40 protein-coding genes are annotated in these 22,628 nt (G+C 36.7%); 36 read left to right on the top strand and 4 right to left on the bottom strand.

Annotated features, from left to right (window positions below):
* Positions 1-11: 11 nt before the first annotated feature.
* Complete coding sequence (locus ACTWQB_RS14930) at positions 12-1,052, top strand: ribonucleotide-diphosphate reductase subunit beta (RefSeq protein WP_443139998.1); 1,041 nt, start codon at positions 12-14, stop codon at positions 1,050-1,052.
* Positions 1,053-1,181: 129 nt separating this feature from the next.
* On the opposite strand, the gene ACTWQB_RS14925 is transcribed toward ACTWQB_RS14930, so the two are convergent.
* The 4 genes from ACTWQB_RS14925 to ACTWQB_RS14910 form a co-directional block, all read right to left on the bottom strand.
* Entirely contained in the window at positions 1,182-2,597 is a 1,416-nt protein-coding gene (locus tag ACTWQB_RS14925; protein ID WP_443139997.1) for a recombinase family protein, read from the bottom strand.
* A gap of 74 nt (positions 2,598-2,671) precedes the next feature.
* Positions 2,672-3,241: a DUF4352 domain-containing protein gene (locus tag ACTWQB_RS14920; protein WP_443139996.1), complete on the bottom strand. Its 570-nt coding sequence runs from the start codon at positions 3,239-3,241 to the stop codon at positions 2,672-2,674.
* Between the two features lie 77 nt (positions 3,242-3,318).
* A complete protein-coding gene (locus ACTWQB_RS14915) occupies positions 3,319-3,810 on the bottom strand; it encodes a tetratricopeptide repeat protein (protein WP_443139995.1) in 492 nt (163 codons plus the stop codon).
* 83 nt (positions 3,811-3,893) lie between these two features.
* Positions 3,894-4,313 carry a helix-turn-helix domain-containing protein gene (locus ACTWQB_RS14910; protein WP_443139994.1) on the bottom strand — a complete coding sequence of 140 codons (420 nt, stop codon included), beginning with the start codon at positions 4,311-4,313 and terminating at the stop codon, positions 3,894-3,896.
* Between the two features lie 151 nt (positions 4,314-4,464).
* On the opposite strand from ACTWQB_RS14910, the gene ACTWQB_RS14905 reads away from it, so the two are divergent.
* From ACTWQB_RS14905 to ACTWQB_RS14735, 35 genes are all read left to right on the top strand, one after another.
* Positions 4,465-4,698, top strand: coding sequence for a helix-turn-helix transcriptional regulator (locus ACTWQB_RS14905; protein WP_443139993.1), 234 nt, complete (start codon positions 4,465-4,467; stop codon positions 4,696-4,698).
* Complete coding sequence (locus ACTWQB_RS14900; protein WP_443139992.1) at positions 4,699-4,920, top strand: hypothetical protein; 222 nt, start codon at positions 4,699-4,701, stop codon at positions 4,918-4,920. It abuts the gene before it with no gap.
* Between the two features lie 17 nt (positions 4,921-4,937).
* Positions 4,938-5,669: an ORF6C domain-containing protein gene (locus ACTWQB_RS14895; protein WP_443139991.1), complete on the top strand. Its 732-nt coding sequence runs from the start codon at positions 4,938-4,940 to the stop codon at positions 5,667-5,669.
* A 106-nt stretch (positions 5,670-5,775) separates the two neighbouring features.
* Positions 5,776-5,928, top strand: coding sequence for a hypothetical protein (locus ACTWQB_RS14890; RefSeq protein WP_443139990.1), 153 nt, complete (start codon positions 5,776-5,778; stop codon positions 5,926-5,928).
* 49 nt (positions 5,929-5,977) lie between these two features.
* On the top strand, positions 5,978-6,499 hold the full coding sequence (locus tag ACTWQB_RS14885) for a helix-turn-helix domain-containing protein (protein ID WP_443139989.1): 522 nt from the start codon (positions 5,978-5,980) through the stop codon (positions 6,497-6,499).
* Between the two features lie 29 nt (positions 6,500-6,528).
* Positions 6,529-6,750 (top strand): hypothetical protein, encoded by a 222-nt coding sequence (locus ACTWQB_RS14880; RefSeq protein ID WP_443139988.1) that lies wholly within the window; start codon positions 6,529-6,531, stop codon positions 6,748-6,750.
* Positions 6,728-6,922 carry a hypothetical protein gene (locus ACTWQB_RS14875; protein WP_443139987.1) on the top strand — a complete coding sequence of 65 codons (195 nt, stop codon included), beginning with the start codon at positions 6,728-6,730 and terminating at the stop codon, positions 6,920-6,922. The genes ACTWQB_RS14880 and ACTWQB_RS14875 overlap by 23 nt, the downstream gene beginning before the upstream one ends.
* Positions 6,923-7,189, top strand: a complete 267-nt coding sequence (locus ACTWQB_RS14870) for a hypothetical protein (RefSeq protein ID WP_443139986.1) — start codon at positions 6,923-6,925, stop codon at positions 7,187-7,189. It abuts the gene before it with no gap.
* 93 nt (positions 7,190-7,282) lie between these two features.
* On the top strand, positions 7,283-7,633 hold the full coding sequence (locus ACTWQB_RS14865) for a YopX family protein (protein ID WP_443139985.1): 351 nt from the start codon (positions 7,283-7,285) through the stop codon (positions 7,631-7,633).
* The gene (locus tag ACTWQB_RS14860; RefSeq protein WP_443139984.1) at positions 7,630-9,612 is read left to right on the top strand and encodes an AAA family ATPase; all 1,983 of its coding nucleotides are present in this window, start codon (positions 7,630-7,632) and stop codon (positions 9,610-9,612) included. The genes ACTWQB_RS14865 and ACTWQB_RS14860 overlap by 4 nt, the downstream gene beginning before the upstream one ends.
* Entirely contained in the window at positions 9,612-9,806 is a 195-nt protein-coding gene (locus ACTWQB_RS14855; RefSeq protein ID WP_443139983.1) for a hypothetical protein, read from the top strand. The genes ACTWQB_RS14860 and ACTWQB_RS14855 overlap by 1 nt, the downstream gene beginning before the upstream one ends.
* Positions 9,803-10,747, top strand: a complete 945-nt coding sequence (locus tag ACTWQB_RS14850; RefSeq protein ID WP_443139982.1) for a recombinase RecT — start codon at positions 9,803-9,805, stop codon at positions 10,745-10,747. The genes ACTWQB_RS14855 and ACTWQB_RS14850 overlap by 4 nt, the downstream gene beginning before the upstream one ends.
* The gene (locus ACTWQB_RS14845; RefSeq protein WP_443139981.1) at positions 10,748-11,449 is read left to right on the top strand and encodes an MBL fold metallo-hydrolase; all 702 of its coding nucleotides are present in this window, start codon (positions 10,748-10,750) and stop codon (positions 11,447-11,449) included. It begins immediately after the preceding gene.
* Between the two features lie 13 nt (positions 11,450-11,462).
* Complete coding sequence (locus ACTWQB_RS14840) at positions 11,463-12,380, top strand: replication protein (RefSeq protein WP_443139980.1); 918 nt, start codon at positions 11,463-11,465, stop codon at positions 12,378-12,380.
* Positions 12,381-12,384: 4 nt separating this feature from the next.
* Positions 12,385-13,233 carry an ATP-binding protein gene (locus tag ACTWQB_RS14835; protein ID WP_443139979.1) on the top strand — a complete coding sequence of 283 codons (849 nt, stop codon included), beginning with the start codon at positions 12,385-12,387 and terminating at the stop codon, positions 13,231-13,233.
* Positions 13,233-13,379: a hypothetical protein gene (locus ACTWQB_RS14830; protein WP_443139978.1), complete on the top strand. Its 147-nt coding sequence runs from the start codon at positions 13,233-13,235 to the stop codon at positions 13,377-13,379. Before ACTWQB_RS14835 ends, ACTWQB_RS14830 begins: the two co-directional genes overlap by 1 nt.
* Positions 13,351-13,731 (top strand): DUF1064 domain-containing protein, encoded by a 381-nt coding sequence (locus ACTWQB_RS14825; RefSeq protein WP_443139977.1) that lies wholly within the window; start codon positions 13,351-13,353, stop codon positions 13,729-13,731. Before ACTWQB_RS14830 ends, ACTWQB_RS14825 begins: the two co-directional genes overlap by 29 nt.
* Positions 13,728-13,949, top strand: a complete 222-nt coding sequence (locus tag ACTWQB_RS14820; RefSeq protein WP_443139976.1) for a DUF6011 domain-containing protein — start codon at positions 13,728-13,730, stop codon at positions 13,947-13,949. The genes ACTWQB_RS14825 and ACTWQB_RS14820 overlap by 4 nt, the downstream gene beginning before the upstream one ends.
* A 15-nt stretch (positions 13,950-13,964) precedes the next feature.
* The gene (locus tag ACTWQB_RS14815) at positions 13,965-14,162 is read left to right on the top strand and encodes a hypothetical protein (protein ID WP_443139975.1); all 198 of its coding nucleotides are present in this window, start codon (positions 13,965-13,967) and stop codon (positions 14,160-14,162) included.
* Between the two features lie 29 nt (positions 14,163-14,191).
* Entirely contained in the window at positions 14,192-15,019 is an 828-nt protein-coding gene (locus ACTWQB_RS14810; RefSeq protein ID WP_443139974.1) for a hypothetical protein, read from the top strand.
* A gap of 286 nt (positions 15,020-15,305) precedes the next feature.
* Complete coding sequence (locus ACTWQB_RS14805; protein WP_443139973.1) at positions 15,306-15,647, top strand: hypothetical protein; 342 nt, start codon at positions 15,306-15,308, stop codon at positions 15,645-15,647.
* Positions 15,644-15,814, top strand: a complete 171-nt coding sequence (locus ACTWQB_RS14800) for a hypothetical protein (protein WP_443139972.1) — start codon at positions 15,644-15,646, stop codon at positions 15,812-15,814. The genes ACTWQB_RS14805 and ACTWQB_RS14800 overlap by 4 nt, the downstream gene beginning before the upstream one ends.
* Positions 15,815-15,886: 72 nt before the next feature.
* Complete coding sequence (locus tag ACTWQB_RS14795) at positions 15,887-16,189, top strand: hypothetical protein (RefSeq protein WP_443139971.1); 303 nt, start codon at positions 15,887-15,889, stop codon at positions 16,187-16,189.
* A gap of 4 nt (positions 16,190-16,193) precedes the next feature.
* A complete protein-coding gene (locus ACTWQB_RS14790) occupies positions 16,194-16,502 on the top strand; it encodes a MazG-like family protein (protein WP_443139970.1) in 309 nt (102 codons plus the stop codon).
* A gap of 134 nt (positions 16,503-16,636) precedes the next feature.
* Positions 16,637-17,164, top strand: coding sequence for an HNH endonuclease (locus ACTWQB_RS14785; RefSeq protein ID WP_443139969.1), 528 nt, complete (start codon positions 16,637-16,639; stop codon positions 17,162-17,164).
* Complete coding sequence (ssb, locus tag ACTWQB_RS14780; protein ID WP_443139968.1) at positions 17,157-17,600, top strand: single-stranded DNA-binding protein; 444 nt, start codon at positions 17,157-17,159, stop codon at positions 17,598-17,600. The genes ACTWQB_RS14785 and ssb overlap by 8 nt, the downstream gene beginning before the upstream one ends.
* Before the next feature lie 176 nt (positions 17,601-17,776).
* On the top strand, positions 17,777-17,950 hold the full coding sequence (locus ACTWQB_RS14775; protein WP_443139967.1) for a DUF3954 domain-containing protein: 174 nt from the start codon (positions 17,777-17,779) through the stop codon (positions 17,948-17,950).
* Positions 17,951-17,959: 9 nt separating this feature from the next.
* Positions 17,960-18,547, top strand: a complete 588-nt coding sequence (locus tag ACTWQB_RS14770) for a hypothetical protein (protein WP_443139966.1) — start codon at positions 17,960-17,962, stop codon at positions 18,545-18,547.
* Positions 18,548-18,576: 29 nt separating this feature from the next.
* Positions 18,577-18,798 carry a hypothetical protein gene (locus ACTWQB_RS14765; RefSeq protein WP_443139965.1) on the top strand — a complete coding sequence of 74 codons (222 nt, stop codon included), beginning with the start codon at positions 18,577-18,579 and terminating at the stop codon, positions 18,796-18,798.
* Between the two features lie 81 nt (positions 18,799-18,879).
* Positions 18,880-19,032, top strand: a complete 153-nt coding sequence (locus tag ACTWQB_RS14760; protein WP_443139964.1) for a hypothetical protein — start codon at positions 18,880-18,882, stop codon at positions 19,030-19,032.
* A complete protein-coding gene (locus ACTWQB_RS14755; RefSeq protein ID WP_443139963.1) occupies positions 19,013-19,438 on the top strand; it encodes a helix-turn-helix transcriptional regulator in 426 nt (141 codons plus the stop codon). The genes ACTWQB_RS14760 and ACTWQB_RS14755 overlap by 20 nt, the downstream gene beginning before the upstream one ends.
* A 309-nt stretch (positions 19,439-19,747) precedes the next feature.
* Positions 19,748-20,416, top strand: a complete 669-nt coding sequence (locus tag ACTWQB_RS14750) for a hypothetical protein (protein WP_443139962.1) — start codon at positions 19,748-19,750, stop codon at positions 20,414-20,416.
* Positions 20,417-20,463: 47 nt separating this feature from the next.
* Complete coding sequence (locus ACTWQB_RS14745) at positions 20,464-20,808, top strand: HNH endonuclease (RefSeq protein ID WP_443139961.1); 345 nt, start codon at positions 20,464-20,466, stop codon at positions 20,806-20,808.
* A 108-nt stretch (positions 20,809-20,916) separates the two neighbouring features.
* Positions 20,917-21,246 (top strand): P27 family phage terminase small subunit, encoded by a 330-nt coding sequence (locus ACTWQB_RS14740; RefSeq protein ID WP_443139960.1) that lies wholly within the window; start codon positions 20,917-20,919, stop codon positions 21,244-21,246.
* A 1-nt stretch (position 21,247) separates the two neighbouring features.
* Positions 21,248-22,628 (top strand): terminase large subunit domain-containing protein (locus ACTWQB_RS14735; RefSeq protein WP_443139959.1); only part of this gene is annotated, 1,381 nt, incomplete at its 3' end.

The following is a 22,628-nucleotide window of genomic DNA, read 5'->3' as shown; positions in this document are numbered from 1 at the left end:
GAGGCACTATTATGACTGAAGTTTTAAACAAACGACGCTTATATGACTATTCAGCACCCAACGCATCAACAGGCATTATTAATGGAGAAAGTTCCAATGTACTCAACTGGGATGATGTCAGATTCAGCTGGGCTTACCCAATGTATAAAAATATGCTCGCCAACTTCTGGACACCATTTGAAATTAATATGTCTAACGACCGTAAACAATGGCCAGAATTGACCAATGACGAACAAGAAACCTTTAAGAAAATCATCGGACTACTAGCATTTCTAGATTCGATTCAAACCGACTATTCTGCTAAAGTAGCAGATTATCTAACGGACTCAAGCTTATCGGCCTTGATGCAAGTGCTATCGTTTCAAGAAGTGGTCCACAACCAGTCGTATTCTTATGTTCTATCGTCATTAGTGGATAAAGATGAACAAGACCGCATCTTTGAGTACTGGAAGCATGATGAGGTGCTGCTGGAACGAAATCAATTTATCGCAGAAGGCTATGACCGATTTGTGGAAGAACAGACACCACAAGCGTTTATCGAGTCCGTTGTCTATGATGTCGTGTTAGAAGGTTTATTCTTCTATGCTGGCTTTGCATTCTTTTATAACTTGGCCCGAAATCAAAAGATGGTCTCAACGAGCACGATGATTAACTATATTAACCGTGACGAGCTCATTCACGTGAATTTGTTTGCGCATATTTATAAAGAAACCTTGAATGAGAATCCAGGATTAAACACAGAAGAGAACAAACAGTTTGTGACAGATACCTTTAAGAAGGCGGTTGAGCTGGAAGTCAGATGGGGGCAGCATATAATTGGGAATAAAATTGATGGCATTAATATGGACGAACTTGAGGACTACATTAAGTATACAGCGAATAAACGTTGTAAGCTGTTAGGTGTGGAGGCACCTTATCCTCATATTACGGAGAATCCAATGAAGTGGATCAGGGCATATAAAGAAGTGGATGAAGGCAAGTCCGACTTCTTCGAGCAAAAATCCCGTCAATATACGAAAGTATCTGACACCAACGGATTTGATGAATTATAAACAGTAAGAAGGCAGGGAGGACCTGCCTTCTTAACTAATTTTAGAGATTGACTAAACAAACTAAATCATGTTATATTAATTCTTGTCGTAATTACTTCACATGCCGGTGTGGCGGAATTGGCAGACACCTCAAAAGGACTCAAATTTCACTCCATCCACATCCTCAACTTGAGTGATTAATGGCCATTGCATCTTCTTATTATTAGATGGCATATCTACCACAATGTTTTCAAACACACTATTCACAAGTAGTTTTTTCTCTTTCCGTTCTCCATTCTTCCAAAGCGTTTTAAAGTCTAGCAATATTTCTTTATCCATATTTTGTTCTTTTTCAACTTTTTGATGTTGCTCTAACTCTTTCTCACGTTCACGTAAGATACCAATCTTACCATTTAGTTCATCAATACTAATCAGATCATTCATGAATAACTCTTTATATTTATCCATCTTCTTTTTAATGTCTTTAAGTTCTGCTTCATTCTCAGGTTTTTCTAGTTCTTGGTCGAAAGTAAACCGTTCTTCCCACTGATCTAATAGTTTATCAACCACAGGAACAATCTTTTCTTCTAATTTATCCTCTCTAATCTTAGGTAACGTACATGTTTTAGGCGATATACGTGTATTACGACAGCGATAATAATAAATGTCACGCAGCTTACTTCCTTGTAGATTTGCACCACACCTCGAACAAGTCAACATACCAGTAAAGATATATTCGTTAGCATTAGAACGTTTCCACCGTTTTCCGTTCTCAGTATGGTTTACCATCCAAAATGTTTCTTCTTTAATGATAGAGTCATGAATACCATCAAATAAAGCTTGCTCACTCAAAGGTAGTCGGTGTTTGTGTCTACCTTTATTCGAACGGATTTTTCCAATGTAAATAGGGTTCGTTAAGATATACGTGATATTATCTCGATTGAACGGTTTACCCCTTAATCGATAACCCAATGTATTCATTTGTTCAGCAATACGCTTCTTTCCATGAAAGGGAGCTAACTCAAATATCTTTTCAACAATTTTAGCTTCTTCCGGATTAATAAATAGTAAACCTTCTTTTGCCTCGTAACCAAATGGAGCAATGCCACCATGCCATTTACCCATGCTTGCTCTTTTATGAACAGCATCTTGAACACGCCCTACTATCGTTTGTCGTTCCCATTCAGCCATAGAGGCAATAATATTAATAAACAATCGACCAGATGGTGTTGTCGTGTCAAAAGGTTCAGTAGCCGATTTAATCATGACGTGGTTTTTATCCATTGTTTCAAGCATTTTATGAAGGTCTAAAACTGAACGTGTAAAACGGTCCAATCGATAAAATAGGACGACATCTATTAGATCATTCTCAATATCAGTGAACAATTCTTGTAAGGCTGGGCGATCTATACTGCTAGCAGAAAAGCCGGCATCGTTATATGTCTTAACAATGTTCCAATCTTGCGATACGCAATAAGCTTCTAATTTTTCAAGTTGATTATGAATGGAATAACCATGTTCTTTTTGTTCTTGCGTAGAAACGCGAACATATAAAGCAGCTCTCATAATGTTCCCCTCTTTTGATTACATGTATAAAAAAGGTGCACATCTGGTGTACACCTTTCATCATTTGTTATGGTTTATTCAACTGAAAACTCCCAAATAGCTTGTCCAGTCGTGAATGGATCGTCAAAAATGAATTCATATGAGTCAGATTGTTCAACGTCAAATGCGACTTCACCGCGATTTTCTCTACCTGGACCGACTTCACCGTCTAAACTTCCCTTTACACCAGTGAATAAAGCTACATCATGAGAATAACCGTCAGCATCTTGCAAGGTCATCTGCATCATAGTTGAAATGTTAGCTGCCTCTTCAGTTGTATTATTAACTGTGATATCTAAAATAAGATAAAAGTCGTTTTCTGGTGTTTCAAAGTCTGAGCCTTCACTCGTCTTGACTTCGTTCACTGTTACTTCTAAGCCATCAAAACTAATTGTGTCGCCGATAGTTGCTGTTTTAGTTTCTTCTTCAGCTTCCTCTTCCGACTCTTCCTCTGTTTCCGTTTCGTCTGTACCTTCTTCGTTGTTTGTTTCTTCTTCTTCTGGTGATCCATCACCTTCAACTTGTTGAACTTCTGATTCGCCACCACATGCTGCCAAGAAGATAGTCAGCATTAAAACTAGTAGAAGTGATAATAGTTTTTTCATTATCAATTACCCCCTGAGTAAATTTATTTATGTTAATTGAAATTAACACCAATTTTAAATTATAGAGTATAACAGTATTAGTTCAATTTCTTTTCTAAACGTTCTATTCTACCTTTAAAGCCACCTTTGGTTTTGTCATTCAAACCATAACTAATAGCTTTTTTACAGATGTTAATAGCCTCTTGATAGTTACCTTGCTTATCATAGATAATAGCTAATCGCTCAAAAGACGGCATCCTAGGTAATGAACCATTCTTCTTATAAGATGGATCTTTTTTAAACTCTCTTATAATTTCATCCATTTTATTAATGTCTTTTTTGCAGTATTTAATGCAATCGGATAGCGCATGATTCCATTCATCGCGTTGTTTGTAATACAAGTCTATAAGTTGATTATATGTGAAATGGAGATCAATTGGATTCTTAGTTTTTTGTGTCAAACTCAGGAGAAACTTTTCTTTTTCTTTCGGATCCTTTATGTATTGTGCATCTACCCAAGTAGATTTATCATTTGATGCTTTGTCGTTACTTTCATTTGGTTTTTTGAATAGAAAATCTAGTAAACCCATTTAAAAATCCCCCTTAAAATTAGTTACAATTAAAAGACACACCCATTATCAAAGTGCGCCTCGATCTTGATGTATGTAGTTATTTACTCGCTATCTTTATTTTTCTCTTTTGCCTTACTCACTATAAACTCAAAGTAATCCTCAAGCTGCTTTAATTCTTCTGGACCCATCTGTTTCCATTTCTCTATATCGAAGAAGCCAGAGTCCTCAATGCCGTATTTTTTTAGTAAACGGTTGTGCTCGGCTATAGGGTCGAAGTCGGTTTCATAGCCTTTGGGATTATCTGTTCTACCTAATAAATAGTCTGTAGTAACTTCGAAATAATCTGCCATTCTACGTAGGTTATCAGTATCAGGTGTTCGATCTCCACTTTCGTAACCAGAAATAGATACCTTAGACACATTAATAATTTCACCAAGCTCAGCTTGTGTTAACTTTTTTTCTTTTCTAAGTCTCTTTAATCTGGCCCCATCCATTAGGCTTTTCTCCTTTACTAACAACACAATATTGACCACCTCCATTATAAGTTAACTGTTTGTTAAAATAAACAAAGTTAACTAAAAAGTAATTTTATTTATAAATACGCTTGACAAGTTAACTGCAAGTGAATTATTATATAATTAACTTCAAGTTAACCGAAAGGGGTTGAGACATTTGGCGCTTGAAAAATTAAAGCAAACACGTACTCGACATGGCATGACATGTCAAGATGTTGCAAATGAAGTAAATATCTCAAAAGAGCATTATTGGATGATTGAAAATGGTAAGCGCCGTTTGAGTTATGACTTAGCAGTAAAAATCGCTCGTGTATTCAATAAAAATCCGGACGATATTTTTTTACAATCTAAGTTAACTACAAGTGAACAAAAAGAACAGGAGGTGTCTTAGGTGAACCAAGATCAACGTACTCACATATTCCTTAACAAAGTGAAACAAGCTAGAAGATCATTAGATGGCATGACTTTAGAAGAAAAAAAGTTAGCGATCAATATTCTTCAACAAACATTAAATATTGGAGAGGACGCAGAGGAAACGTCCATTGCGTTACACCTTGATACAGAAGAGTTTTTTGGAACATTAAACGATGAAACATATAAATTAAAAAGTTAAATAGGAGGCGATAAAAAGTGAATCAATTAAAAAGTTTTAACCATAAACAGTTTGGTGAATTACAAGTCATTTTAGTTAATGAAAAAGAGTATTTCAGTGCAACTGACGTCGCTAAATCCTTGGAATACAAACAACCTCATACTGCAGTTAAAAGTCATTGCCATCCAGAGGGGGTTATAACTTATAACGTCCCTACGAATGGTGGTAACCAAAATAAAAGGTTTATCTCGATGGGGAATGTTCCGCGCTTAATAGTTGGAGCTGCAAAGCAAAGTCGCAACCCAAAAATAAGAGAAAAAGCAACCATGTACGAAAAATGGATCTTTGATGAAGTCATACCTTCTATCCATAGAACAGGATCATATCAAACAGAGCAGCCTAAAAATCAACTGGAGATATTACAAAGTACAGTGAATCAACTCGTACACCAGGATAAACGAATTACCAATCTTGAAGAAACCATGCGCATTGACGGCAGACAAGAACAAATCATAAAAAAACGCGCCAACCACATTGTCGTAGAGGCATTGGGAGGCAAGTCAACCAACGCTTATAAAACCATGGCATTTAAAGTGTTCTCGGCATTTTGGAGAGACTTCAAGAATCACTTTGAAATTCCGCGCTATGGAGACTTGCCGAAGAAGCAATTTGAGGAAGGTTTACGCTTTATTGGAATGTGGACTCCGTCAACTTCTTTACGAATTGAAATTGACGAAGCTAATCGTCAACAAACAATCGAGGTGGTTTAAGTGGACAACCTTACTTACATTTGTTGTCCACGCTGTCAAAGCACAAACATTCGTGAAAATGTGTGTTTGATCTGTGCATTTCCAATCAAGAAAGGGGGCTCTGAAAATGCAAGAACAAAGGGCAATAAAAACATCTACTCCACCTGATTTTAAGAATTCTCAGAAACGTAAGAACTTAATCCACGCTGCTGAAATCATTTTATCAAGGAAATACGGCAGACCTATTAAGTTGAAAGAGGTCAACCGAACCTCAAGTTAAATTCTACCAATCTATGTATTTTATGACGGTACAGGAAGGAGTGAAAACCATGAGTAAAGGTACTCAATCAGCTGAAATGGCACGAGAAACTAGAAAGGCGGCTGGTTTGACCCAGACTCAATTAGGTCTTGAAACAAACTACACAAGAGAAGCTATTTCTAAACACGAAACAGGTGAGCGATCAGTTAGCGCTGAAAGAGCCAATCACATGGCTTCAAAATATAACGATCCACGTTTAGGAATTGAAACAGCCCATGAGTATAAAGGTTGGGGGCTAGGTTGGTTGGACGGTGAAGCATTGGACACTCACAGATTAGCAGCTGTCGCTTTAGCGAAAAAAGAAATGATGGACGCTCTTGAAGCTATTGATGAAGCATTACTAGCTAAACAACCTAAATACATTGAAGAATTTGAAAGACAACAGATTGAAGATGCATTGGTTGAATCAGCTGAGGCGATTGCCTTTTTAGAGTTTGAGATTGCGAAGCTTTGTAAGGATTATAATTTCAAATTTAACGATATCTTCAGTTCAGCTGAACAAAGGTTAAGAGCTGAGAGGTTGGTTAAATAGTTCACTAACCAAGCAAAGGAGGCTAAACGATGCAAATTAGCGTTGATGTGAACAAGTTGGAGAAGATGAAAGCATACCCAATGGCGAAGCGTCGTTACAGCATTATGGCGCACAGCATGGTGGTTGACGAGTGTTTGTTTCTGAATTTTGAAACGCCTGAACAAGCGCTCGAATGGTTAGAGCAAGCGAAACATACGGTTGAGCAGGACTTAGGAAGGGGTGAACAAGATGAGCTACGGAGAGCTAACTAAATGGGAGCAACGCTTACAACGCGCTTTGAAAAGTCATAACGTACTTCAGGCATTAGACAACATGAGACGAGATTTACAAGATGCCTATGATCTACAAGACCCAGTCAATCATAGAGAGCTTCAATTATATAACAGAGTTAAACAATTGATGTTAGAACAGGAGGTTGCTTAATTGCCAAATTTCAGTACAGAGGAACAATTAGAAAGAGAAATGGCTTGTATGAGGTATCTGCTTGAACGAGCAAGTATCGCTCAACGTCATCAAGATTTTGAAGAAGCTAGAGGGTTTATGAAAGCCATGCATAAATCGTTTCACCAAGCATTAGATCTACAGACCAAAATAGAAGCTAGAGAGCAATTAAAACTGTTTGCTGCAGACATGCAAGCGAAGGGGATTCAAATTCATCATCTGCATTACAATATTAATCCAAAAAAATAACCACTCCGCAAAGTGGTCATTTCACAAATTCACAAGAAAATTTGCCTACATTCATTAAACCATGTTTTGAGAGTGTAGGCAAGGAGGGTGCCTATGAGGGATATTAAATTCAAAGTTTGGGATAAGCAACAAAAAGTCATGTTGGATTGGGAACACATTTTAGATCGTCCAGATCTACAAGAATTTCTGTTATTTGCTGATAAAGAAGATAATTTTTACTCACCATTAATGCAATACACAGGGCTGAAAGACAAAAACGGTACAGAGATTTACGAAGGCGACATTTATAAAGCCAAGATGACTATTTTAAAAACTGATACAACCACTGTAAGCATAGAGGTTGTTGAAGATATTAGAAATGACAATGTTTATTACTATGACGAGGTAGAAGTAGTCGGAAACATTTATGAGAATCCAGAGTTATTGAAGGAGGAAGTTAAATGAAAACGTTAAAACTTTTATCGCTTAACTTACACAATTTTAAAGGTATTCAAGATTTCACCTTAGACACGCACAGCGACTCACTCAGGATTATGGGCGACAATGCAACTGGTAAGACAACGGTATTTGACGCATTTGTTTGGTTACTATTTGATAAGGACTCGAACAACAAGAAAGACTTTCAAATCAAAACGGTTGATGCGCACGGTAACGAACTTCACAACCTAGATCATGAAGTCGAAGGAACATTCTTACTTAACGGTCATGAATTGTCGCTCAAGAAGGTTTACAAGGAAAAATGGACGAAGAAACGCGGTTCAGCTAGTAAAGAATTTTCAGGTCATACCACCGATTACTACATCGATGGTGTCCCTTCCAAAAAGAAAGAATACAACGATAAAGTTGCTGAAATTATTGATGAAAAAGTGTTTAAGCTTCTAACTTCACCAAGCTATTTTAATGAGCATATGGGATGGAAAGAGCGTCGAGATACGTTACTAGAAGTTGCTGGTGATGTATCAGATGGAGAAGTGATTTCTTCAAATAACAATCTCACTAAATTGCTTGATGTATTAGGCAATCGTTCCATTGATGACCATAAGAAGGTTATTGCTGCTAAACGTAAAGAGATTAACAAACGACTTGATGTAATCCCAGAGCTAATTGCTGAAGTCGAACGTAATAAGCCTGAGGTTAACGAAAATAAAGAGTCATTAGAAAAAGAGATAGCGTCTATTCAACATAAAATCGATGAAAAGCAAGAGAAAATCAATAGCTTAAACAATGGTTCAGAAGTCAGCAATCTTAAAAAGCAACTTAGCGACATTGATTTAGAATTATCTAATATCAAACAAGAGCATGATCAACAAGGAAAAGAAGAGCTATTTAAACTTCGAACTTCTAAACAGGAAGAAGAGTCTAATATTCAATTGTTAAACGGGAAAATTAGTACCTTCGAGCAACTAATTCAAAGTAATCAACAACGTATTACTGATTATCGAGTCGAAATGGATAATCTTCGAGAAGAGTGGAAAGACGTTGACCAAGAAGAGTTTACACATGATGAAGATTGCAACTGCCCAACATGTGGTCAAGAGCTCCCAGAAGAACAAATACAGTCAGCTCGTGAAAAGGCACTTAATGAGTTTAATCAAAAGAAAGCGAACAAACTACAGCAAATTAAACTACAAGGACAAGACCGCAAAATGAAAGTTGAAAAACTTCTAGCGGACAACCAAAAACACCAAACAGAAATCACTCAATTAGAAACTGAGATTAAGAAAAAAGAAGATAAGGTCCAAAAGCTTAATGGCAAAATAGCAGAATTAGAACAGCACGTCACAGACGTTTCAGAGGTTCCTGAATACCAAAGTAAATTAAAAGAGCGTCAAGAGGTTGAAAAGCAGATTAAAGATGCAGAAGCTAATGTTTATGACTCTGTTCAAACTATTAAACAGGAAATTGGGAAGCATCAACTAGAGCAACAAGAACTACGAGTTAAGGTTAGCGAAATTGATACAGCTGAACGCAGTCAAAAACGTATCAAGGAACTGGAAGATGAAGAAAAACGACTTGCTGCAGAATTTGAACAGCTGGAAGAAGAGCTTTACCTAGCAGATGAATTCATAAGAACGAAAGTCAACATGCTTGAAGAGAAGATTAACAGCAAATTTAAATACGCTCATTTTAAATTATTTACTCAGTTAAATCATGGTGGTTTAGAAGAAACCTGCGAAACGTTATTTAAAGGTGTTCCATATTCAAGTGGATTAAATAATGCAGCTCGTATCAACGTTGGCTTAGACATTATTAATACGCTTTCTAAACATTATGGCTTTGAAGCACCGATCTTTATTGATAATGCAGAGGCTGTTACAGAGTTAATTGACACCAATGCTCAAACGATTAGCTTGGTTGTGTCTGAGAAGGACAAAGAGTTAAGAATTGAATCGCCAGAACAAGCGCAAAGGGAGGCGGTTTAATGGAAAAGAAAAATCACGTTGTTGTTTTAGAAGTTTCCAATGCGACAGACGATGAGATACAGATTGATCTAGGACGTAATTTATCTGATTTTTGTCAACAAAACAGAGGTACGGGTATTACAGCTACTGTTTTGTCAGATGAACTTGGACATAGAGTTAAATCCATTATTAATGAAAGGGGAAATCAAATATGAGTAACAATCAAAATCAATTAGCTTTAGTGAAGAAAGACACAGTGGACGTAGTTGCGGATAAAGTTAAACAGTTCCAGGAGAATGGTGAGCTCCATTTTCCTGCGAACTACTCACCGGAGAATGCTATGAAATCAGCGTGGCTCAAACTTCAAGAGATTAAAACAGGTAAACAGGATGGTTATAGACCCGTTTTAGAAGTTTGTTCTAAAGATAGTATCGCTAATTCACTTCTAAACATGGTCGTACAAGGTTTAAACCCAGCTAAGAACCAAGGTTACTTTATCGCTTATGGCCAGACACTTACATTTCAACGTTCATATTTTGGAACAATGGCCGTTACTAAAAGGGTAACAGGTGCTAAAAGTATTGACGCTAACGTGATTTATGAAGGTGACGATGTTGATTACGAAATGGTTAACGGTCGTGTGAAGAACCTTAAACACAAACAAAAATTTGGCAACATCAACAAAGAGAACATTATTGGCGCTTACTGCATCATTGATTTAGGTGATGATGTTTACACAGAACTTATGACGATGGACGAAATTCGTCAGGCTTGGTCTCAATCACAAATGTGGGGCAAAGACCAAAAAGTTGAGAAAAAAGGATCTACTCATGACAATTTCAAACAAGAAATGGCCAAGAAAACGGTCATCAATCGTGCTTGTAAGAAATTTATTAACTCTAGTGACGATGGCAGTTTAATAATTAATCACTTCAATCAAACAGATGAAATGGTTGAAGAGGCACAACTTGAACAAGAAGTAGAAGAAAACGCAAACAAAGAATTTATCGACATTGAAGCAACTGAACATCAAGAAGAATCAACTACTTCAAACCAAGAAGACCATCAACCTCAAGGAGATAGTGATCAAGCCATTTATGATGCAGTTGGCCAAGAAGAACCACAAGCAACTGAAGCTGATGGGCCTGGTTTTTAAATGATTGATATTAAAGTAATTGGATCTAGTAGTAAAGGGAATGCCTATCTCATTACAGATGGGCACTCTCCCTTACTTTTAGAGTGTGGAGTTAAATTCAAGGACATACAACGAACGATAGAGTTTAAGACTAGCAAACTAGTAGGGTGTTTAGTCACACATGAGCATAATGATCACTGCGCATCACTCAAAGAGGTAACTAAGGCAGGCATTGATTGTTATATGAGTCCAGGAACAGCTGAAGCGATTGACCATAAACATCACCGAATTAAAACGGTCCAGAATAAACAGTCGTTTCAACTCGGAACATGGACCATATTACCGTTTGATGTGCAACATGACACAGCTGAACCATTTGGCTTTTTAATCGCCAATAATCAAGGTGAGAAGCTCTTATTCGCGACAGATACTTATTACATCAGATACAAGTTTAAAGGGCTCACACACGTTTTAATAGAGTGCAACTACAGCCTAGACATACTGAATGACAATATTTCTTCAGGTCGAGTACCTAAAGTGATGAAAAAGCGTTTATTACGCTCACATTTTAGTTTGGAGAATGTAAAAGGTTTTCTACAAGCTAATGATCTATCGAAAGTTCAGGAGATTCATTTATTGCATTTAAGTGATAACAACAGCAATGAGCAACGATTTAAAGAGGATATACAACAACTTACGGGCAAACCCGTTTATGTAGCGTGAGGTGGTGATTAAGGTGGCAAGTCCTCAAGTAGAAAAAGGTTACATCAGAATAGCTAACGAGCTTTGGAATGAAGTGTTAAGGCGAAGCTTTAGTAAACGTCAACAGAACCTCATCCTATTAATTTGGCGATTATCTTATGGAACCGGTCAAAAAGATTGCTATATTCCTAAATTTGCCGACTTTGAGATAGCTGGATTGTATAGGCAGGACGTAAAAAAAGAGCTCAAATATTTAAGAGAGTGTTCCGTACTTAATTGGAATGAAAAGGACATGATCTTTAGCATCAATAAAAATTACAAAATGTGGCAAGTAAATCCCAACAAAAATTGGGATTCTGAAAAATTCAAACACCTTATTCACCAAAATTTAGAGCGCAAAAATGTAAGTAAAACACTTACAAAAGAAGATAATTCGAAATCCGAAATAGTAAGTAAAACACTTACATTTATCAATAAAAATGTAAGTAAAACACTTACACCCATGTTAGTAAAACACTTACAAGGACATCCTTTGAAGTTAGACAGGGCAAGGCGTGTGAGCTCCCTAAAGACAGTATTAAAGACATATATTAAAGACAATAAAGAGAAAGAGGAACGCGCGCGCGACGAAATTATTGATGCCCTTAAAAAATATAACATCGTTAGAGAACATGAATTAACTCAAATTGTTTTGGAGGATTTAAATGACATTACTGAAAACTTTGGCTTTGATAATCCTGATGAAATGATTTTAGAAGCGATCAAAGAATCTGCTAGAGGAAATGGACGCACATGGAAATTTGTTTATAACAAGCTTAATCTCTGGCGAAAACAAGGTATTAAAACCAAATGTGAAGTTAAAAAAATGATGCGATATGAGAATCAAAATAACGTGAAAACATTCCCAAACCAAAATCAAACTAAGCAGCGCCGTTATTCAAGTTGGAGGTGAGGAATTGCAAAATACACAAGACGGTTTGAAGCAAGTGATGAAGAATATAGGACTTGGTCGAATCCGCCAAATAGGAACACGAATCTGCGAAGAGTGCCAATCGGAAGTGCCAATTATGGAGCGAACCCAACAGGACGGACAAACTCTTAAAACTTCTGTTTGTCTTACATGTGATAACAACAAACTAAGAAAGCGTCTACCCAAATTGGAAATGGATCCGGAATCAGGAGAAGCGAAAGTTCCTAAAGGCAATAAGGCGAAAGGTTTTTCACTCAAGTATGAAAAGGTTCCAGATAAGCTGAAAGGTAAAACGTTGAACGATTTGAAGTGGGAGAACGAATCCGAAAAGCAATTACGGGAAATCTGCGCTCAATATATTTTGAACTTTGGCCAACTTGACTACCACTCACTAGTTTTATACGGCCCAATGGGTGTCGGAAAAAGCCATGCAGCTTACGCTATTTCTAAAGCTCTTAAAGACCGAGGATATACAACCATGTTTATGATGTCAGATGACTATCTGAGCTTAATTAAAAGCACTTATGACAACCCTGATTTATCTGAGCAATCTATTTACGACATGATAGCTGAATTAGATTTGCTCGTTTTGGATGACATAGGAGCTGAATACAACAATCAAAAAGGCAAGTTCGAATCGTGGGCTAGCGAGAAGATATTCAAGTTAGTTGAATTACGGGAAGATAAACCAACTGTTTTTACAACGAATTATCAAGCTGGTGATTTTGAAGATAAATACGGCCATGTACAAGGTGGACGCATTATATCTCGCATGATGGCCGGGGCAAAACGAATAGAAATAGATGGGCGTGATCGCCGTGAGGGGGATTATTGATGTGGCAAAAAGAAGGGCCAGGCATTTATAAGGTGATGGGTACTGGGATGACTGAAAAAGAAGTCATAGCCATGAGCGAACGAACAGACAGAAGAATTGAGGAAGCGAGGAAAAAATATGCGTCAAAAGTTCAAGAAACCGCATAAATACCGAGCGCATAAAACCGTCATTGATGATATTAAATTCGACTCAAAGGCTGAGGCTGAATATTATTTGCACTTGAAGCTATTAAAGCGTGTTGGAGAAATCAAAGACTTCAAACTACAGCCTAAATATTTACTGCAGGAGAAATTCAAAAAGCGCGGCAAAACGTTCCGAGCCATTGAATATATCGCAGACTTCGAGATTGAACATAACGACGGCACGATTGAGACGGTTGATGTGAAAGGAATGGAGACGAAAGACTTCAAGCTCAAGCGTAAGTTGTTTGAGAAAAAATATCCCCAGAAGCTGACACTGATCAAGCGAAAGGGGAGCGGATGGGAGGAATTGAGTTGATCTATCGATGTGCAGTCTGCAACAGAAAGTTGAAGGATAATGAATCGATTGATCGTGGAGTAGGACCTGTTTGTGAAAGAAAACTAGACAGAGAAGCTTTAATCGAAATAAAAGAATCTATCAGCAATGGGTATCAGCCTTTTGTAGTAGATCAAGGGGTTATACAATTAACCATTCCTGAAGCAAGCAATGAAAATGAATTACAAACCAGCTCTTGATATGGAGGTGTATTTATGGTTAAAGAATATGCTGTTTACAAAGGTGAAAACATTATCGCTATGGGTACAGCTGAAGAGTGCGCAGAAGAAATGGGAGTTCAACCAGAATATATTAAATGGTTAACAATGCCAACTGCTAAACGACGTTTGGCCAAACGAAAAAACCCAGAAAAATGCACGGTTGGAGTGTTATTAGATGATGATTATAAATAGTTAAATGAATTGGTTAAGGGGGGGATCTCATGAAGCGAATGGATATATTATTTCAAATTAATCAGTTGGAAGAAGAGCTTAAAGTTGCAAAATCAGAAATTAAGAAAAATGAAATTGAAAATCAGTTAAGAGATCTTGGCCAAAAGTTATTATCCCTTACCAATTCTAAAAGAAAAAGAAAGAATACTAAACAAAAGACCAAAACACTCAATCAAACCAGTAAGAGTAAAGGAGATCACGTGATGGATAATCAAGCAGCTAAAACGAATAACAATTTACGTGATTTGGATAATGAGTTGCTGCACAAAAAGGATATGAGCGAGGAAGAAAAAAACAACTGTTTATCCCAGTTAAAATCATTCGATATTGAAAAAATAGAGCAGTTAAGGGAACAAGGATTCACACTAGGTGAAATGGCTTTGCAACTAGGTATGCAATACCAATATTTCTGTCAAAAGCGACGGAAAGCAATAAATGAACTCCGAAAAGAAACTAATGATTCATCAGCTGAATCACCTGAAGAAGAATCACCAAGACCAAATGCTAAAACAATCCCTTTGGATGATCACATTAACCGAATGAAAGAATTTAAAAATCAGCATAAGAAAGAAACAAATAAACTTTTTGAGCAAATAAATGAACTGTTAAATACCAAAAAAGAGCATGAAACAACTATTGAGCAACTTCAGATTGAAAACAATCGCTTAGTCGAAGAAATTCAAGTGTTGAGCGAAAACAACGATGAAATGAAACAACAATTAAGAGATAAAGGCGGCATGAAATCACACAATCTAGAAAAAATTAACCGTTTGGAAAAATTATTAGCGCTGTATCTAGATGATGATAGAACGGCTTAGGAGGTCAATAATTGTTCATTGAGTTCTTAGCATATGTAACTGGGGCGTTGGTTGTGTTATTAAAGGTAGCAGCAGAAGAGAGCGAAGATTAGGAGGGATAGAATGAGTTGAGAAGAAACGCCACATTATCAATTTTATTTAAACGGTAATTTTTACGGAAGCTCAATCGGACACCATTCTTCGAGTTATATGACTGAGCTTTTCAAAGACTACGTTGAAAAGAATGATATGTACGGCAAGGAAAGGGTATCGATAGAAATTATTAAAAGGCGATAGGAGGGATAACGTGAGTGAACGACTTAAACAAATCAAAGAGAATTACACAAATATGATTGATATAGCATTATCTCAAAGCGAAACATTGTCAGAACATGAAATTGATGTGTCTGATTTGAAATGGCTCATTAAACAAGCTGAACTTGTTGAGGAATTGGAGAATAAAAATGCTGATTTATCTTACGAGTTAGGCAAGCATAAAAGAGCATTAGAGAAGAAGCACATTAAAAACCAACGCTATCGTGAAGTGTTAGAAAGTATCGCTTATTCACAGTTCAATGTAGAACCAAAAAGAGTTGTTGTAAAAATGCAATCTAAAGCACGTCAAGCATTAGAAGGTGATAAATTATGAAAATCTTAAATACAATTTCTATTTGCTTCTTTTCTGTCTTTTCAATCTTTTGGTTAGTTGTATGGGAGCTACAAAACGCTATGATTACATCTTTATTCGCTATGGTCTTTATTCTTCATGATGAAGTCAAGTGTTTAAAAGAGCGGTTAGATGGTGACAATCTATGACTCTAGCAGTCCATTAAAAAATAGTGGACTTAAAGTAAGTACACGAAAATTACGTGGAAGTTGGGTGATTAGATGAATGTCTACAGAAAGTATTTTACGAATGATCAACTAAGTAACTTGAGTTTAGATGACCGAAAAACATTAAGGGATGAAGAGACGCTAATAGGCTTTCTGCTTGTTCTCTTAGTTATTCTAACGTTTGTGCTATTTGTGTTATTTATGGCGCTTGTTTTGTGGTTCAGTAAGTTCACCATATTTTTGTTAATCATTTTTACATTGCCGACCATTGTTACTGCAGTACTAGTTATGAAATGTTTGAAGACATACACCAAAATAATTGCTGATTTAGGTGGACGTATCAAAGCGAAGGAGTGAAAACATGGACTTAAACATTTTAACAACCAATATACAGCAGTGGGCGAAAGACCGAGGGCTTAATACAGCTGAGCCAGATAAACAAACTATCAAGCTAGGAGAAGAGTTTGGTGAACTTTGCCAAGGGATGTCGAAAAAGAATTTAGATCAAGTGATCGATTCAATTGGTGATATGTATGTGGTGCTAGTGATTTTAGCTGAACAGCTAGGGTTAAGTATAGAAGACTGTATTGATCAAGCTTATGAAGAAATCAAGGACCGAAGAGGAAAAATGGTAAGCGGAGTATTTGTTAAAGATAGTGATTTGGGATGAGGACCTATAAAAAAGGCGATAAATATAGACCCGTTGCGAAGGTAGAGAAAACGAAGCGAAACATACCAACGGTAATTCGAGTAAGTGGACGCCGGTACGTATACGAACCAGAAACTAAAAGGAAGTGATGAATTGTGCCCGCACCAAAACATAAACAAACGTTTTACTCAGTCATTATTAACGGTGAAATTCACAATGTAACTGGTAGGAAGCGTTCTCCACATGGATATATTTTGCTCTGCATAAAGACCCATCCGAACTCAGATGTATTAGGATATGTTTTTGAACACCGAGTCATGATGGAAGTGAAGTTAGAAAGGTACCTAGAGAAAGATGAAGTAGTCCATCATAAAAACGGGGTTAAGCATGATAATCGTTTAAATAATTTGGAGTTAATGACACACGGAGAACATAGTTCTATGCATAACAAAAACAGAACTTACAGTTTAGAAATGAGAAAAAAAGTAAGTCAGAGCACTAAAGAACGCTTCAAAGATAAAACAAATCATCCCTCATACAAAGATATAGATCAACGAGTCATTGAACTAATCAAAGAAGGTAAAAAGCCAACCGAAATAGCGAGAAGGTTAAATGTTACAAGAAAAACCATTTACAACAAGATTGAATACTTAGGACTAAAGGAGATGTACGAGAATGCTTAACAGAGCCGTTCTAACAGGAAGACTTACTGCTGATCCTGATTTACGTTACACCAGTTCAGGAATTGCTGTTGCAAATTTTACGGTGGCGGTCAATAGACCGTTTCAAAATCAACAAGGAAACCGAGAAGCTGACTTTATAAATTGCGTGATATGGCGCAAACAAGCTGAGAATCTAGCAAACTACATGAAAAAAGGGTCTATGGTTGGAGTCGACGGAAGAATTCAAACGAGAAGTTTTGATGGACAAGATGGAAAGCGTGTTTTCATAACCGAAATTGTAGCAGAATCCGTTCAATTTTTAGAAAATAAATCGTCTGAGGGTTCTAAGTCTAGTAATCAACAAAATTCAAATACGGGTCAAAATGAGCCAAATCATAAAGGGTTAGAAAATGAAGGAGAGCCGGTAGATTTAAATGATGACGATCTTCCGTTCTAGAGACATAGTGAGGTGACTTGATGAAGAATACATTTATCACATTTGGCATTGTAAGTAGTTTAAGTATCGTGGCGTTAATCATCATGATTTATATCCTAATTGATATTTTGACATAAAAAAAAGGGAGCTCGCGCCCCCACTAGCCGTTAAGTTAATTGTAACAGGGGGCGCTACAAATGGACAAGAACAAAATGATCGCTGAAGTAGATTTAAGAGAGAATGCGGTGTTGATGGTGAGAGATGGGGAACTGGTTAAAGTGGATACGCCTGGTGTAGGTTTCGGAAAACAAGTGATCACGTGGCAGAATAACCGACCTGCTCATGTGGAGATTAGTTATACGAAGAAGTGAGGGGATAAAATGATTGAAGTTGCAGTTGTCAACAAAATGATAAATGATGGTTTGGTTAATGTGATTTGGGAAAGTCAGAGGTGTTCACCAATATCAAATATTAAATCTAAAACAATTTCGTACGGAAGTCATAAATATAAACTTTGTGTTGCGTGTGGAGTTTACAGAAATTTAAACAATTATACACCAAACGCCGTCTCTCAAGATGGAAAAGTAAGTATTTGTAAAGATTGTAGGAATCAAAGAGAAAAAGGGTATTATCAAGAATTTATCAAAAACACACAAGCTAGATGGTCTAGTTTAAAGCAAGAGACTGGCATAGAAACGTGTTCTTTAGATGAGTTTAGAGAATTTTGTAAACACGAAAAATGTAAGATTACAAACAGGACGATAGAACAAGACATTGAAAACCAGAGCATAAATAACGGTCTCAGGTTGTGGATTAGTCGAAAAATACCAGTATCATTAGGCGGGTCATCTCATGTAGATAACTTAGAAGTATTACCCAGATTTATCTCTCATGGAGTGTCAGGGTTGTCTCCAGCGGAATACTCAGAAATTAAGGAGTTGTATTTAAGTAAAATGTTCATAAATTAAGCTCTATCAAAACAATTGGGGGTGAGACAATGGCAGAGATTTTAAGAGTGGAGTCTGCGAGACATTTAGATGGTTCATCATGGGAGTTGGGTAAAGAGATTTTAGTTGATGGAGAATGGAAAGAGATTACCAAAATACAAGACATGACAGCAGAGTTTCATGACTCAGTCGATAGGCAGTATGACGTTTATGTTGGCGACAAACTAGTCAAATCACTTGTCAATATGCCTGTTGTAATCACATATAAATAAGCTCTATCGAAACAATCGAGGAGCACATTCTGAGAGTTATAGACTCTTGGAGTGTGCTCTTTTTTATTAGGGGGTTCAATCATGAAACAAATGACGTACACGATTAAGCATAAAGTGAGTAGACACCGCCGAGATAAACGAACGGGTGTACAACAACCGGTTAGGCCCAGTGACTATTATAAAGAGTTAGCAAAAGAAGGGGCGGGATGGAAAGATGAACAAAAAACAGATTGAGAGTGCTCTTAGAGACTATAACTGGATGTTAAATGAGATTAAGAGGCAGAGAGATTTATTACAAGTAGTTGGAGGAAATGTAGTTGCTCAATCTGGTTTAGAATCTACTATGCCTAAACCGAAAGGAAATACTAGTGATCCAGTTGCCCAGGAAGTGATTAGACGTGACAAGAAAAGTAAATGGGTTCAGAAATTAGAATGCAAGGTTCTATTCATTCAAAATAATATCCATGTCATCCAAGATCCAAGAGAGAAAGCTGTATTAGAATGCATGTTAGATGGTTTAAGCATGAGTGCGATTGGTCATCACATGGGGTTGTCAAGAAGGCACATCTATAACATTAAAGATTCTATCGTGGACAAGATTTCACAGAATGCACAATCTACACAAAAAATGACAGGTTAATAGCGATTTGTGTAAAATCGGAGGCAGGACGGAGCGGCAGAACCACTCCTAACGAAGTAGTATTTAGAATAGGATTGAAACATCCTGATTGATAAAATATACAGCAAAAAAATTCCCAGTGCCATTTTAAAATATATTATTGTTATTAGAACTCTTTTAATTGGCTCAAAGATTACTCTAAACAGGTAATTAATTAAAAATAATACCTCCTTTGTCATTCGACGACTTTTATGGGTTTTCCTGTTAATTTTGCAGGAATTTTTATTTAGGTGTTGAAATAAAACTATAGTTTGTAAGGAGGTCTGTATAATGCAAGAAAATGATAGTTTGTATTTTTATCAAGAAGCCGATTTCGCTACTTCGATTCAGTATCATTTTGGGAATTCTCCAAAAATACCAGATGAGTGTCCAGTTTGTTCTACTGGGATTGAACCTGAATTACATTATTCATTTCAACGCAAACCATATTTACAACTAGTACTCAGATGCCCGCGTGATAAATGCGGTGACTTTTTCATAGTACAGTATATTAGTGAAAATCTAATAAAAATTTATCCGTCTAAGAAAGTTAAAAAAATTCCTTTTGATGAAGAAATTAACACTATATCTGAAAAATTTGTAGAAATATATAATGAAGCTTCAGAGGCAGAAGAAGCTGAATTATTTCAAATTTGCGGTGTTGGGTACAGAAAAGCCCTCGAATTTCTAATAAAAGATTATCTCATATCAGTTAATCCAAATAAAGCGAATGAAATAAAGAGAAAGTTATTAGGTAAATGCATTAATGAATATGTAGATGATATTAGAATAAAAGAAACTGCTAGAAGAGCATCTTGGATAGGGAACGATGAAACTCATTATGAGAGGATCTGGGAAAGTAAAGATTTAATAGACTTAAAAAGACTAATAAAGATTACTGCACATTGGATATCAATGGAAATTTTAACAAAAAAGTATAGTGAAGAAATGCAAAAGTAAAGTGCCTACTAAGGCACTTTTTTTAATTGTTTGAAGTGGTGATTTAAATGCCTGAATACAAAACCAAAGAACAAAAGCGCAAGTTCTATGATAGTAAAGCATGGAAGTTATTACGCGAAGATATTAAGAAACGTGATAACTATGAGTGCCAGGAATGCAAACGACAAGGACGAGTTACAATCGACACAAATGAATACAGTGAGTCTGCTAAACGTAAGAAGATCATGTTAGTAGTTGACCATATTAAAGAGTTAGAAGATTATCCAGAACTAGCGTTAGATCCTGATAACTTAGAAACTAAGTGCGTTAACTGTCATAACAAAAAGCACGGAAGGTACGTTGATTATTCAAAGTGGAGAAAGAAACCAAAGTGGGATGATGAATGGTGGTAGACCCCCCGCCGAAATAATTTGGGATTTTTAATCATCGGGGGCACCGGTGCAGGGGGAATCGACTTCCTAGATTTTAACCAAATTCACACGTAAGGGGGGTGGGCATGTGTGACGAACAAATTAAGAATCGATGTGAGCACTGATAAAATCAAGCATTATCTGATGTCACGCATAGATACAACTAACCCAGTTGAGGTCGAAAAAGTTGGTAGGTACTTAAAGCATATTGAGATGTACAGACGAATGGAACGCAAAGTAAAAAATGAGGGTGAATCGGTCACAATCAAAAACGGGAGTCAAACTTTTATTAAGTCCCATCCTCTGTTAAATGACATGAGCAAAGTCAATACAGCAATTATAAATATCGAAAGAACTTTTAAATTTATCGATGAGGACAATGGCAATCAACCTAAGTATTCAGCGAGTGATCTAATTTAAAATGTTGAAAAACAAACATGTAGATTATTATATGGACCAATACGAAGCTGGCAAAATTAAAGTCAGTAAGTATTTGGTCCTTTTGTTTTCTTATTTAAAAAAGTACGTCCTCAATCGAGACGATCTCTACTTCGATGAAGTGACACACGAACGTTACATTGCCTTTACTGAAAAACATTATTTCAAGTTACAGCCTTATCAAAAGTTCATAACAGCATTTGTTTTCTTATACCACAAAGAAGGGGATCATCCGTTCTTTGAACAGTTCTTCTTATATATGGCAAGAGGTGCTGGTAAAAACGGTCTTATTTCGACTTTAACTCATTTCTTTATTAGTGATCTACATGGCATCAAAAAATATAATGTATCGATTGTGGCCAATAGTGAAGACCAAGCCAAAACATCTCATAAAGAAGTTTTTGATGTCATTGAACAGGATGGTAAAGAGGGAGTATTACAATCTCTTTTTCGCCATACAAGGTCAGAAATCGAAAGTAAAACTAATGGTAGTATTCTGAAATACCATACATCAAATGCCAAAACCAAAGACAGTCTACGCGATGGTTGTGTCATATATGATGAAGTTCATGAATATGAAGATTCAGCCATAGTGGACGTGTTTTCATCTGGCTTAGGTAAAGTTAAACATTCTAGAGAATTTTTTATTACGACAGACGGGTTTGTTCGTGGTGGTTACTTAGATGATTTGAAAGAGCGAGCTGAGCGAGTATTACGTGGTGAAGCTCCAGATGATCATCTCTTTGTTTTTATGGCATGTTTAGATGAGGAAAGTGAGTTAGACGATGAAACGAATTGGCAAAAAGCTAATCCCATGTTTCATCCACCGATGAGCGATTATGCTAAAGAGTTATTTAGAGTCGTTAAAAGACAGTATATAAGCTTGGGGAACTCGAAACCATCTGCAAGAATTAAATTTATGACTAAACGTATGAATACACCTGCTACGGATCTAACCACTTCAGTTGCTACCTGGGAAGAAATAGAAGCAACAAACAGACCGTTCCCAGATTTAAAACATCGTACAGCGGTTGGTGGGTTAGACTTTGCATCTATAAGAGACTTTGCAGCTGTAGGTTTGTTATTCAAAGTAGGTGATGACTATGTATGGAAAACTCACTCATTTATACGTAAAGGATTTTTGGATGCCGTTGAATTGAAACCGCCTATTTATGATTGGGAAAAAGAAGGGTTCTTAACGATTGTTGATGAGCCAGTTATTAATATTAAACATATAGTTGATTGGTTTGTGGAAATGCGTGAACATTACGGGGTTAACAGAATCGTGGCCGATACATTTAGGCTGGATTTGGTCAAAACCGCATTAGAAGCGGAAGGGTTTGAACTGATTTATATTCGAAATC

It is taken from the genome of Piscibacillus sp. B03, from assembly GCF_052246295.1.
GTDB lineage: Bacteria > Bacillota > Bacilli > Bacillales > Alkalibacillaceae > Piscibacillus.
Note: the sequence above shows the minus strand (reverse complement) of the source record. Positions and strands in the feature narration are given on the sequence as shown.